Here is an 11,774-nt window from a genome sequence, read left to right on the forward strand (position 1 = left end):
GTCGAAAAAAGCTGCGATCACGCAGCTATTTCTCCGTAAGGACGCGTCCTACAACAGGTATGCAATCCTTCAGCGCATAGCTATCATGCGTGCCTCATTGTGAGTCGAGATTGGCATGCTGAAGTTGTTGAAACTCCTCAAGGATGGTCGATTCCATTCCGGCGAGGCCTTGGGTGCTGCCCTGGGCATCAGCCGCAGCGCCGTGTGGAAGCAATTGCAGCATCTCGAGGCTGAATTGAGTCTGCCGGTGTACAAGGTGCGAGGGCGGGGCTACAGATTGGCTGCGCCCTTGTCGCTGTTGGACGTCAGCGCCATCGAGGGTGCCGGCACCGGCCGGCTCTGGCCAATGCACATCCATGAAGAGATTGACTCGACAAATGCCGAAGCGTTGCGCGCGATCAGTGCCGGTCGCCAGGCACCCTTTCTGGTTCTGGCTGAGCATCAGAGCGCAGGGCGCGGTCGCCGTGGCAGAAACTGGTCAAGCCCCTTTGCGCAGAATCTCTATTACAGCCTGGTGCTGCGTATCGACGGTGGCATGCGGCAACTGGAAGGCCTGAGCCTTGTGGTGGGTTTGGCGGTCATGCGTACCCTTCAGTCCGTCGGAGTGAATGCTGCGGGCTTGAAGTGGCCAAATGATGTGCTGGCCAACGGTCGCAAGATCGCAGGTATTCTTCTTGAGCTTGTGGGGGATCCCGCTGATGTCTGTCATGTGGTGCTGGGTATTGGTGTGAACGTGAATATGCAGACCAACAGCGAGGTCGATCAGGCATGGACATCCGTCCGGCTCGAGACAGGGCAGCAGGTTGATCGCAACCAGCTGGTTGCGCTGCTCAATGAGAATCTGCAGGTTCACCTGGAGCGACATCGTCAGTCGGGTTTTACCGACTTGCAGGCGGAGTGGGAGCAAGGGCACCTGTGGCAGGGGTGTGCAGTATCGTTGATAGCCGGCGTCACCAGGGTCGACGGCGTTGTGCTCGGTATCGATCGTCAGGGCGCGCTGCGTCTTCAGGTCGAAGGTGTTGAGAAGAGCTTTAGTGGTGGTGAGCTCAGTTTGAGGTTGCGCGATGATTCTTGAGCTCGATTGCGGTAACAGTTTTATCAAGTGGCGGGTTATCCGCACCGACGCATCGGTTGTTGGTGGCGGCATCGTCGATACCAACCAGGCGCTGATCGAGGCTGTTGAGGCGCTTGCGGGCGATACCCCGGCCCGTTGCCGCCTGGTCAGTGTACGTACAGAAGAAGAGACCGATCATCTTGGTGATGCCCTGGTGAAGGCGTTCGGGCTGTCGATAGTGCGCGCGCGCTCGGCAACTGCATTGGCCGGGGTTACTAATGGCTATGACGATTACGAGCGTCTTGGGCTCGATCGGTGGCTGGCTTTGCTTGGCGGGTACCATCTGGCCAGAAGGGCATGCGTGGTCATCGATCTGGGGACTGCTGTCACATCGGATTTCGTATCGGCGCAGGGGGAACACCTGGGAGGTTTCATCTGCCCTGGGATGCCATTGATGCGCAATCAATTGCGTACCCATACCCGGCGTATCCGCTATGACGACGAGTCCGCCGAGCGTGCATTGTCGAGTCTGCAGCCTGGGCGCTCTACCGTCGAGGCGGTAGAGCGCGGCTGTACGCTCATGCTGCATGGATTTGTGTTGACTCAGCTCGAGCAGGCGCGCTCATTGTGGGGTGAGGATTTTACCCTGTTCATTACCGGTGGCGACGCAGGCCTGTTGCACCAGGTGGTACCGCAAGCCCGAATCGTTCCCGACCTGGTGTTCGTAGGCCTGGCGATGGCCTGTCCGCTGGAGTGAGGTGTGTATGCGCTGGTTGTTTCTGTTATTGCTGGTCCTCAATGTCGTCTACTACGTCTGGCACCAGCAGGAGGCACCGTTGAGGGCGAAAGAGGTGACATCGCTGTCGCTCTACAAGGGAAGTCAGCAGGGTATTCGTCTGCTCAGCGAGTCTCGCGAGGCGCCATCGCAGAAGGACGATGAGTGTCTCTACCTTGGGGCATTGGCTAGCCCCGAGCTACTGGATAGCCTTCGTCAGCGTCTGATCAGCCTGGATATCCGGGCGCGCAAGGTAGTGGGGAGGCTGCCAGACAGTCAGGGGTGGTGGCTGCAGATAGCGCCTGAAAGCCGTCGCTTGCTGGACGCAACGGTGCTCGCCGGACTTTCCCATGATTTCAAAGACTTAAAAGATAAAATAATGTTGTGCGAAGGCGTTGCAACTATCGAATAGTTTGCATAGAATGGCGCCCGCTCCACAGCGATGACCACTAGGTGGTAACGCAGTGAAGCAGTTGTCAAAGTAGCTAACCTCAAGATTTTAATGAGAAAAAGCTTGACAGCAGGACGGCAAGAGTAGAAAATGCCGGCCACATTGGAGGGGTTCCCGAGCGGCCAAAGGGATCAGACTGTAAATCTGACGTCTACGACTTCGAAGGTTCGAATCCTTCTCCCTCCACCAGTTTAGCGAGAGCTGCAAGCTCCGCGGGTATAGTTTAGTGGTAGAACCTCAGCCTTCCAAGCTGATGATGCGGGTTCGATTCCCGCTACCCGCTCCAGGTTTGCTGTTGTTGCACAGTGTTACGCTCTTGTAGCTCAGTTGGTAGAGCACACCCTTGGTAAGGGTGAGGTCAGCGGTTCAAATCCGCTCAAGAGCTCCATATGACAAGGCAGATATGAAAATATCTGCCTTTGTTTTAATGGTCGGTTTGATCTGCTTATTACTTCTACCGGGGGACAGTCTCGATGGCTAAGGAAAAGTTCGAACGTAACAAGCCGCACGTGAACGTCGGCACCATTGGTCACGTTGACCATGGTAAGACGACGTTGACCGCCGCGCTGACTCGCGTTTGCTCCGAGGTTTTCGGTTCTGCCAAGGTTGACTTCGACAAGATCGACAGCGCCCCGGAAGAAAAAGCACGTGGCATCACCATCAATACTGCGCACGTCGAATATGACTCGAACATTCGTCACTATGCGCACGTTGACTGCCCGGGTCACGCCGACTATGTAAAAAACATGATTACCGGTGCTGCTCAGATGGATGGCGCTATCCTGGTTTGCTCGGCCGCTGATGGTCCGATGCCGCAAACCCGTGAGCACATCCTGCTGTCCCGTCAGGTTGGCGTTCCGTACATCGTGGTCTTCCTGAACAAGGCTGACCTGGTAGACGACGCTGAGCTGCTGGAGCTGGTCGAGATGGAAGTTCGCGACCTGCTGTCCACCTATGATTTCCCAGGCGACGATACCCCGATCATCATTGGTTCGGCTCGTATGGCGCTGGAAGGCAAAGACGATAACGAAATGGGCACCACCGCTGTCAAGCGTCTGGTCGAAACCCTGGATAGCTACATTCCAGAGCCTGAGCGCGCTATCGACAAGCCATTCCTGATGCCAATCGAAGACGTATTCTCGATCTCGGGTCGTGGTACCGTTGTTACCGGTCGTATCGAGCGTGGCATCGTCCGCGTTCAAGACGCCCTGGAAATCGTTGGTCTGCGTGACACCACCACCACCACCTGCACCGGTGTTGAGATGTTCCGCAAGCTGCTGGACGAAGGTCGTGCTGGCGAGAACTGCGGCGTGCTGCTGCGCGGCACCAAGCGTGATGACGTTGAGCGTGGCCAGGTTCTGGTCAAGCCAGGTTCGGTCAAGCCGCACACCAAGTTCACCGCAGAAGTCTATGTTCTGAGCAAGGAAGAAGGCGGCCGTCACACTCCGTTCTTCAAAGGCTACCGTCCACAGTTCTACTTCCGTACTACTGACGTGACTGGTAACTGCGAGCTGCCAGAAGGCGTTGAAATGGTAATGCCAGGTGACAACATCCAGATGACTGTCACTCTGATCAAGACCATCGCGATGGAAGACGGTCTGCGCTTCGCTATCCGTGAGGGCGGTCGTACCGTCGGTGCGGGTGTAGTAGCAAAGGTTATTGAATAAGTAGTTGATTTCTCTCGATCAGGCCGGCATAATGGTCGGCCTGATAAGCTTTTAGGTCAGTAGCTCAATTGGCAGAGCGACGGTCTCCAAAACCGTAGGTTGGGGGTTCGATTCCCTCCTGACCTGCCAGATTCACCTTGTGTGTCTGGCTTTCTTTTCACAGGATCCTCCTAGATGACTCCCAAGTCTGAAGCCCAAGACTCTCGTTTTGATCTGCTCAAGTGGCTGGCTGTTGTCGCTTTGGTGGTGGTAGGCGTGGTCGGAAATCAATATTACTCCGCTTCGCCGATTCTGTATCGCGTTATTGCACTCCTCGCTCTTGCTGCTGTTGCTGGCTTTGTTGCCTTGCAGACTGCAAAGGGCAGGTCGTTCTTTGCGCTGGCAAAGGAAGCTCGCACCGAGATTCGTAAAGTCGTATGGCCAACCCGCCAAGAGACCATGCAGACCACCCTTATTGTGGTGGCTGTTGTCCTGGTCATGGCGCTGCTGTTGTGGGGGCTCGATTCCCTGCTCGGCTGGTTGATTTCCTTGATTGTTGGCTAAGGGTGTCCTGTGGCTAAGCGTTGGTATGTTGTGCATGCTTACTCGGGTTACGAGAAGCATGTGATGCGCTCGCTCATCGAGCGCGTAAAGCTGGCTGGCATGGAAGATGGCTTCGGCGAGATTCTGGTCCCCACTGAAGAAGTGGTTGAAATGCGCAATGGCCAGAAGCGCAAAAGCGAGCGTAAGTTCTTCCCGGGCTACGTGCTGGTTCAGATGGACATGAACGAAGGGACTTGGCACTTGGTCAAGGACACCCCTCGTGTCATGGGCTTCATTGGTGGTACCGCAGACAAGCCTGCACCCATCACCGATAAAGAAGCCGAGGCCATTCTGCGTCGCGTTGCCGATGGCAGCGACAAGCCGAAGCCGAAAACGCTGTTCGAGCCAGGTGAAGTGGTTCGTGTTGTAGACGGTCCGTTTGCTGATTTCAACGGCACGGTCGAAGAGGTTAACTACGAGAAGAGCCGGCTCCAGGTAGCGGTGCTCATCTTCGGTCGCTCTACTCCGGTGGAGCTTGAGTTCAGCCAGGTCGAAAAGGTCTAGCAGAACGACGCATCCCATACCCCGCAGCCCTATGTGCTGCGGGGTTTTGTCGTCACTGGGATAAAACGCAAGTAATCCGGGGAGCCTTCTGGCGCTTGTACCCGATATTGGAGTAGCTCATGGCTAAGAAGATTCAGGCTTACATCAAGCTGCAAGTAAAGGCCGGCCAGGCCAACCCAAGTCCACCCGTCGGCCCAGCACTGGGTCAACACGGTGTGAACATCATGGAATTCTGCAAGGCCTTCAACGCCCGTACCCAGGGTCAAGAAGCCGGCCTGCCGACTCCTGTGATCATCACTGTATACAGTGACCGTAGCTTCACTTTCGAAACCAAAAGCACCCCTGCTTCGGTTCTGCTGAAGAAAGCAGCTGGCCTGACCAGCGGTTCTGCGCGTCCGAACACCGTCAAAGTCGGTACTGTGACCCGTGCTCAGCTGGAAGAGATCGCAAAAACCAAAAATGCTGATCTGACCGCTGCTGACATGGAAGCGGCCGTGCGTACCATCGCCGGTTCCGCTCGCAGCATGGGCCTCAACGTGGAGGGTGTGTAATGGCTAAGCTGACCAAGCGCCAAAAGGCTATCGCTTCGAAAATCGAAGCGGGCAAAGTCTACAACTTCGAAGAAGCAGCAGTGCTGCTGGCCGAACTGTCTACCGTGAAGTTCAGCGAGTCCTTCGACGTAGCCGTTAACCTGGGCGTTGACCCACGTAAATCCGACCAGGTCGTTCGTAGCGCTACCGTGCTGCCACACGGCACTGGCAAGACCGTACGTGTTGCCGTGTTCACCCAGGGTCCAGCTGCCGAGGCCGCTCTGGCTGCCGGCGCTGACCGTGTAGGCATGGACGATCTGGCTGCCGAAATGAAAGGCGGCGACCTGAACTATGACGTCGTTATTGCCTCCCCGGACGCAATGCGTGTTGTAGGTCAGCTGGGTCAGGTTCTGGGTCCTCGCGGCCTGATGCCTAACCCTAAAGTTGGCACCGTAACTCCAGACGTAGCCACCGCGGTCAAAAACGCCAAGGCTGGTCAGGTTCGCTACCGTACCGACAAAAACGGCATCATCCACACTTCCGTTGGCAAGATCGGCTTTGAAGCCGTCAAGCTGAAGGAAAACGTTGAAGCCCTGATCGCTGATCTGAAGCGTATCAAGCCAGCTTCCTCGAAAGGTATCTACGTCAAGCGCGTTACCCTGAGCACCACCATGGGCCCAGGTCTGGTAATCGATCAAGGTTCCCTGAACGCGTAAGACCGCGATGGGCGCGAGCAATTGCGCCCGTCAGCAAAAATTGGGGTCCCTGCCTGGCGGGGGCTATCCAAGACCGTAGGCGGCGCAAGCCTTAAACCTCAAGCCTACGCAGATGGTGCCCCTGATTCCTTACCGAGTCAGACACCAAAACGACATTCGGCTTCGGCTGGATGAAACGGTAACAAGCAGGAGTTTTACCCGTGGCAATTAAACTCGAAGACAAGAAGGCCATCGTCGCTGAAGTCAACGAGGCTGCCAAAGTCGCTCTGTCCGCTGTCGTGGCTGATGCCCGTGGTGTGACTGTAGGCGCAATGACCGGACTCCGTAAAGAGGCTCGTGAAGCTGGCGTTTACGTACGTGTTGTACGTAACACCCTGCTCAAGCGCGCTGTTGCCGACACTGAATTCAGTGTCCTCAACGACGTGTTCACCGGCCCTACCCTGATCGCGTTCTCCAACGAACACCCGGGCGCTGCTGCTCGTCTGTTCGCTGAGTTCGCCAAGGGTCAGAGCAAGTTCGAGATCAAGGCAGCTGCGTTCGACGGCAAGTTCCTTGCCGCAAACCAGATCGACGTGTTGGCTTCCCTGCCGACCCGCGACGAGGCCATTGCGAAGCTGATGAGCGTGATCCAAGGCGCGACCAGCAAGCTGGCTCGTACTCTGGCGGCCGTTCGCGACCAGAAAGAAGCTGCTGCTGCCTAAGGCACCGCAAGCCCTTTCGAAATCATACGTTTAATTTGATGGCTGCGTAGGCTGTCACCCCAATACAGGATTTAAGTCATGTCTCTGACTAACGAGCAAATCATCGAAGCAATCGGCCAGAAAACCGTTCTGGAAGTTGTTGAGCTGATCAAAGCAATGGAAGAAACCTTCGGCGTTACCGCTGCTGTTGCCGCTGCTGGCCCAGCTGCTGCCGCTGCCGTTGTTGAAGAACAAACCGAGTTCAACGTTGTTCTGGTTGCCGCTGGCGACAAGAAAGTAAACGTGATCAAGGCTGTTCGTGAACTGACCGGCCTGGGCCTGAAAGAAGCCAAGGAAAAGGTTGATACCGCTCCTCAAGTCGTTGCTGAAGGCGTTTCGAAAGAAGCCGCTGACAAAGCCAAGGCTGACCTGGAAGCAGCAGGCGCTACCGTCGAACTGAAGTAATTTCGACTGTGCGTCTCCAGCCCGAGCGACAAGCGAAAGGCTGATGGCTGGTGGCTTTTGCCACCGGCCTTTTTCCGTTATTGGCAGCCGATCAGGTCGGCGCCGATGACGAGCGGTAACCACCGATGACGGTGGCGCAAACCATGGGGTTTGCACGATTTTCTGGCTGCTCCCGTCGGGAGAAGCCAAACAAGCAGGTGACCAAGCTGGGGAACGCTGATGGCTTACTCATACACTGAGAAAAAACGTATCCGCAAGGACTTTAGCAAGTTGCCGGACGTCATGGATGTGCCTTACCTCCTGGCCATCCAGCTGGATTCGTATCGTGAATTCTTGCAGGCGGGAGCGACTAAAGATCAGTTCCGCGACGTGGGCCTGCATGCGGCCTTCAAATCGGTTTTCCCGATCATCAGCTACTCCGGCAATGCTGCCCTGGAGTACGTTGGCTATCGTCTGGGCGAACCGGCCTTTGATGTCAAAGAATGCGTACTGCGCGGGGTAACCTACGCGGTACCGCTGCGCGTGAAAGTCCGCCTGATCATTTTCGACAAAGAATCGTCGAACAAAGCGATCAAGGACATCAAAGAGCAAGAAGTCTACATGGGTGAAATCCCCCTGATGACTGAAAACGGTACCTTCGTAATCAACGGTACCGAGCGTGTTATCGTTTCCCAGCTGCACCGCTCGCCAGGCGTGTTCTTCGACCACGACCGTGGCAAGACGCACAGCTCGGGCAAGCTGCTGTACTCGGCGCGGATCATTCCTTACCGCGGCTCGTGGCTGGACTTCGAATTCGATCCGAAAGACTGTGTATTCGTCCGTATCGACCGTCGTCGCAAGCTGCCGGCTTCCGTACTGCTGCGCGCGCTGGGCTACACCACCGAAGAAGTGCTGAACGCGTTCTACACCACCAACGTATTCCACGTGGCGGGCGAAAAGCTCAGCCTGGAACTGGTGCCACAACGCCTGCGTGGTGAAATCGCGGTCATGGACATCCATGACGACAGCGGCAAGGTGATTGTCGAGCAGGGTCGTCGTATTACCGCTCGCCACATCAACCAGCTGGAAAAGGCTGGTGTCAAATCCCTGGACGTGCCGCTGGAATACGTTCTGGGCCGCACCACCGCCAAGGCGATCGTGCACCCGGCTACCGGTGAAATCCTGGCCGAATGCAACACCGAGCTGACCACCGAAGCACTGGTGAAGATCGCCAAGGCTCAGGTCGTTCGCATCGAGACCCTGTACACCAACGACATCGACTGCGGTCCGTTCATCTCGGATACCCTGAAGATCGACTCCACCAGCAACCAACTGGAAGCGCTGGTCGAGATCTATCGCATGATGCGTCCTGGCGAGCCGCCAACCAAGGATGCCGCAGAGACCCTGTTCAACAACCTGTTCTTCAGCGCCGAGCGTTACGACCTGTCGGCTGTTGGTCGCATGAAGTTCAACCGTCGTATCGGTCGTACCGAGATCGAAGGTTCGGGCGTGCTGAGCAAGGAAGATATCGTCGAGGTCCTCAAGACCCTGGTCGACATCCGTAACGGCAAAGGCATCGTCGACGACATCGACCACCTGGGTAACCGTCGCGTGCGCTGTGTCGGCGAAATGGCCGAGAACCAGTTCCGCGTTGGCCTGGTGCGTGTAGAGCGCGCGGTCAAAGAGCGTCTGTCCATGGCTGAAAGCGAAGGCCTGATGCCGCAAGACCTGATCAACGCCAAGCCGGTAGCGGCGGCGGTGAAGGAGTTCTTCGGTTCGAGCCAGCTGTCCCAGTTCATGGACCAGAACAACCCGCTGTCCGAGATCACCCACAAGCGTCGTGTCTCGGCACTCGGCCCTGGTGGTCTGACCCGTGAGCGCGCAGGCTTCGAAGTCCGTGACGTACACCCGACCCACTACGGCCGTGTGTGCCCGATCGAGACCCCTGAAGGTCCGAACATCGGTCTGATCAACTCCCTGGCGGCCTATGCCCGCACCAACCAGTACGGCTTCCTCGAGAGCCCGTACCGCGTGGTGAAAGAGGGTGTGGTTACCGACGACATCGTGTTCCTGTCGGCGATCGAAGAAGCTGATCACGTCATCGCACAGGCTTCGGCCACGATGGACGCGAAGAAGCAGCTGATCGACGAGCTGGTAGCGGTCCGTCACCTGAACGAATTCACCGTCAAGGCGCCGGAAGACGTCACCCTGATGGACGTCTCGCCAAAGCAGGTAGTTTCTGTTGCCGCGTCGCTGATTCCGTTCCTCGAGCACGACGACGCCAACCGTGCGTTGATGGGTTCGAACATGCAGCGTCAGGCTGTACCGACTCTGCGCGCCGACAAGCCGCTGGTAGGTACCGGCATGGAGCGCAACGTTGCGCGTGACTCCGGCGTTTGCGTCGTGGCTCGTCGTGGTGGTGTGATCGATTCCGTCGACGCCAGCCGTATCGTGGTGCGTGTTGCAGATGACGAAGTTGAAACCGGCGAAGCTGGTGTCGACATCTACAACCTGACCAAGTACACCCGCTCGAACCAGAACACCTGCATCAACCAGCGTCCGCTGGTGAGCAAGGGTGATGTGGTTCAGCGTAGCGACATCATGGCCGACGGCCCGTCCACCGACATGGGTGAGCTGGCTCTGGGTCAGAACATGCGCATCGCGTTCATGGCGTGGAACGGCTTCAACTTCGAAGACTCCATCTGCCTGTCCGAGCGTGTGGTTCAGGAAGATCGCTTCACCACGATCCACATCCAGGAACTGACCTGTGTGGCCCGTGACACCAAGCTTGGCCCAGAGGAAATCACCGCGGACATCCCGAACGTGGGTGAGGCTGCGCTGAACAAGCTGGACGAAGCCGGTATCGTCTACGTGGGTGCTGAAGTCGGCGCTGGCGACATTCTGGTCGGCAAGGTCACGCCAAAAGGCGAGACCCAGCTGACGCCAGAAGAAAAACTGCTGCGTGCGATCTTCGGCGAGAAGGCCAGCGACGTCAAAGACACCTCCCTGCGTGTGCCGACCGGCACCAAGGGTACTGTCATCGACGTACAGGTCTTCACTCGCGATGGCGTCGAGCGCGACAGCCGTGCGCTGTCCATCGAGAAGATGCAGCTGGACGAGATCCGCAAGGACCTGAACGAAGAGTTCCGCATCGTTGAAGGCGCAACCTTCGAACGTCTGCGCAGCGCCCTGAACGGTCAGGTCGTCGAAGGTGGTGCTGGCCTGAAGAAAGGTTCGGTCATCTCCAACGAAGTGCTGGACGGTCTGGAGCACGGCCAGTGGTTCAAACTGCGCATGGCCGAAGACGCGCTGAACGAGCAACTCGAGAAGGCCCAGGCCTACATCGTTGATCGTCGCCGTCTGCTGGACGACAAGTTCGAAGACAAGAAGCGCAAGCTGCAGCAGGGCGATGACCTGGCACCGGGCGTACTGAAGATCGTCAAGGTCTACCTGGCAATCCGTCGTCGCATCCAGCCGGGCGACAAGATGGCCGGTCGTCACGGTAACAAAGGTGTGGTCTCCGTGATCATGCCGGTCGAAGACATGCCGCACGACGCCAACGGTACGCCGGTGGACGTGGTACTCAACCCGTTGGGTGTACCTTCGCGTATGAACGTCGGTCAGATCCTCGAAACCCACCTGGGCCTGGCGGCCAAGGGCCTGGGCGAGAAGATCAACCGCATGCTCGAAGAGCAGCGCAAGGTCATCGAGCTGCGCAAGTTCCTCACCGAGATCTACAACGAGATCGGTGGTCGTCAGGAAAGCCTGGAAGACTTCTCCGACCAGGAAATCCTCGACCTGGCGAAGAACCTCAAAGGCGGTGTGCCAATGGCCACTCCAGTCTTCGACGGTGCCAAGGAAAGCGAAATCAAGGCCATGCTGAAACTGGCAGACATGCCGGAAAGCGGTCAGATGCAGCTGTTCGACGGTCGTACCGGCAACAAGTTCGAGCGTCCAGTGACCGTTGGTTACATGTACATGCTCAAGCTGAACCACTTGGTGGACGACAAGATGCACGCGCGTTCCACTGGTTCTTACAGCCTGGTTACCCAGCAGCCGCTGGGTGGTAAGGCGCAGTTCGGTGGTCAGCGTTTCGGGGAGATGGAAGTGTGGGCGCTGGAAGCATACGGCGCGGCATACACCCTGCAAGAAATGCTCACAGTGAAGTCGGACGATGTGAACGGTCGGACCAAGATGTACAAGAACATCGTGGACGGCGATCACCGTATGGAGCCGGGCATGCCCGAGTCCTTCAACGTGTTGATCAAAGAGATTCGTTCGCTCGGTATCGATATCGATCTGGAAACCGAATAACACGTGACGCGAATCGGGAGCGCGGCTGAAAAGCCCGCTCCCTGCTCCGCCAGGAGG

At 57.2% G+C, this 11,774-nt stretch carries 11 protein-coding genes and 4 tRNA genes; all 15 read left to right on the forward strand.

Going from position 1 to position 11,774, the window contains the following annotated elements; genetic code table 11:
- Positions 1 to 115: 115 nt before the first annotated feature.
- The 15 genes from birA to rpoB all read left to right on the forward strand — a co-directional run bounded on the left by birA (position 116) and on the right by rpoB (position 11,717).
- Positions 116 to 1,075, forward strand: coding sequence for a bifunctional biotin--[acetyl-CoA-carboxylase] ligase/biotin operon repressor BirA (gene birA / locus FW760_RS16995; protein WP_116052331.1), 960 nt, complete (start codon positions 116 to 118; stop codon positions 1,073 to 1,075).
- Positions 1,065 to 1,811 (forward strand): pantothenate kinase, encoded by a 747-nt coding sequence (locus FW760_RS17000; RefSeq protein ID WP_043861943.1) that lies wholly within the window; start codon positions 1,065 to 1,067, stop codon positions 1,809 to 1,811. The genes birA and FW760_RS17000 overlap by 11 nt, the downstream gene beginning before the upstream one ends.
- A gap of 7 nt (positions 1,812 to 1,818) precedes the next feature.
- Positions 1,819 to 2,241, forward strand: a complete 423-nt coding sequence (locus tag FW760_RS17005; RefSeq protein WP_116052330.1) for a hypothetical protein — start codon at positions 1,819 to 1,821, stop codon at positions 2,239 to 2,241.
- A 143-nt stretch (positions 2,242 to 2,384) separates the two neighbouring features.
- Positions 2,385 to 2,469: transfer RNA gene (locus tag FW760_RS17010), tRNA-Tyr, on the forward strand.
- Between the two features lie 23 nt (positions 2,470 to 2,492).
- Positions 2,493 to 2,566 (forward strand) — tRNA-Gly (locus FW760_RS17015).
- 26 nt (positions 2,567 to 2,592) lie between these two features.
- Positions 2,593 to 2,668, forward strand: a tRNA-Thr gene (locus FW760_RS17020).
- An 85-nt stretch (positions 2,669 to 2,753) separates the two neighbouring features.
- A complete protein-coding gene (tuf, locus tag FW760_RS17025; protein ID WP_100634181.1) occupies positions 2,754 to 3,947 on the forward strand; it encodes an elongation factor Tu in 1,194 nt (397 codons plus the stop codon).
- A gap of 53 nt (positions 3,948 to 4,000) precedes the next feature.
- A tRNA-Trp gene (locus tag FW760_RS17030) sits at positions 4,001 to 4,076 on the forward strand.
- Positions 4,077 to 4,121: 45 nt separating this feature from the next.
- Positions 4,122 to 4,490 carry a preprotein translocase subunit SecE gene (gene secE, locus FW760_RS17035; RefSeq protein ID WP_043861940.1) on the forward strand — a complete coding sequence of 123 codons (369 nt, stop codon included), beginning with the start codon at positions 4,122 to 4,124 and terminating at the stop codon, positions 4,488 to 4,490.
- 9 nt (positions 4,491 to 4,499) lie between these two features.
- Entirely contained in the window at positions 4,500 to 5,033 is a 534-nt protein-coding gene (gene nusG / locus FW760_RS17040) for a transcription termination/antitermination protein NusG (protein WP_043861939.1), read from the forward strand.
- A gap of 119 nt (positions 5,034 to 5,152) precedes the next feature.
- Positions 5,153 to 5,584, forward strand: coding sequence for a 50S ribosomal protein L11 (rplK, locus tag FW760_RS17045; RefSeq protein WP_028944937.1), 432 nt, complete (start codon positions 5,153 to 5,155; stop codon positions 5,582 to 5,584).
- Entirely contained in the window at positions 5,584 to 6,279 is a 696-nt protein-coding gene (gene rplA / locus FW760_RS17050; protein WP_043861938.1) for a 50S ribosomal protein L1, read from the forward strand. Before rplK ends, rplA begins: the two co-directional genes overlap by 1 nt.
- A gap of 200 nt (positions 6,280 to 6,479) precedes the next feature.
- A complete protein-coding gene (gene rplJ, locus FW760_RS17055; RefSeq protein WP_043861937.1) occupies positions 6,480 to 6,980 on the forward strand; it encodes a 50S ribosomal protein L10 in 501 nt (166 codons plus the stop codon).
- A 78-nt stretch (positions 6,981 to 7,058) separates the two neighbouring features.
- Positions 7,059 to 7,424, forward strand: coding sequence for a 50S ribosomal protein L7/L12 (rplL, locus tag FW760_RS17060; protein WP_043861936.1), 366 nt, complete (start codon positions 7,059 to 7,061; stop codon positions 7,422 to 7,424).
- A gap of 219 nt (positions 7,425 to 7,643) precedes the next feature.
- Positions 7,644 to 11,717 carry a DNA-directed RNA polymerase subunit beta gene (gene rpoB, locus FW760_RS17065; protein ID WP_043861935.1) on the forward strand — a complete coding sequence of 1,358 codons (4,074 nt, stop codon included), beginning with the start codon at positions 7,644 to 7,646 and terminating at the stop codon, positions 11,715 to 11,717.
- Positions 11,718 to 11,774 lie beyond the last annotated feature (57 nt).

Source organism: Pseudomonas sp. 1176_21, assembly GCF_052850635.1.

Bases quoted from the DNA above. Each gene is read 5' to 3' on its own strand.
- birA (WP_116052331.1), top strand. From the start codon at position 116: ATGCTGAAGTTGTTGAAACTCCTCAAGGATGGTCGATTCCATTCCGGC.
- FW760_RS17000 (WP_043861943.1), top strand. From the start codon at position 1,065: ATGATTCTTGAGCTCGATTGCGGTAACAGTTTTATCAAGTGGCGGGTT.
- FW760_RS17005 (WP_116052330.1), top strand. From the start codon at position 1,819: ATGCGCTGGTTGTTTCTGTTATTGCTGGTCCTCAATGTCGTCTACTAC.
- tuf (WP_100634181.1), top strand. From the start codon at position 2,754: ATGGCTAAGGAAAAGTTCGAACGTAACAAGCCGCACGTGAACGTCGGC.
- secE (WP_043861940.1), top strand. From the start codon at position 4,122: ATGACTCCCAAGTCTGAAGCCCAAGACTCTCGTTTTGATCTGCTCAAG.
- rplK (WP_028944937.1), top strand. From the start codon at position 5,153: ATGGCTAAGAAGATTCAGGCTTACATCAAGCTGCAAGTAAAGGCCGGC.
- rplA (WP_043861938.1), top strand. From the start codon at position 5,584: ATGGCTAAGCTGACCAAGCGCCAAAAGGCTATCGCTTCGAAAATCGAA.
- rplL (WP_043861936.1), top strand. From the start codon at position 7,059: ATGTCTCTGACTAACGAGCAAATCATCGAAGCAATCGGCCAGAAAACC.
- rpoB (WP_043861935.1), top strand. From the start codon at position 7,644: ATGGCTTACTCATACACTGAGAAAAAACGTATCCGCAAGGACTTTAGC.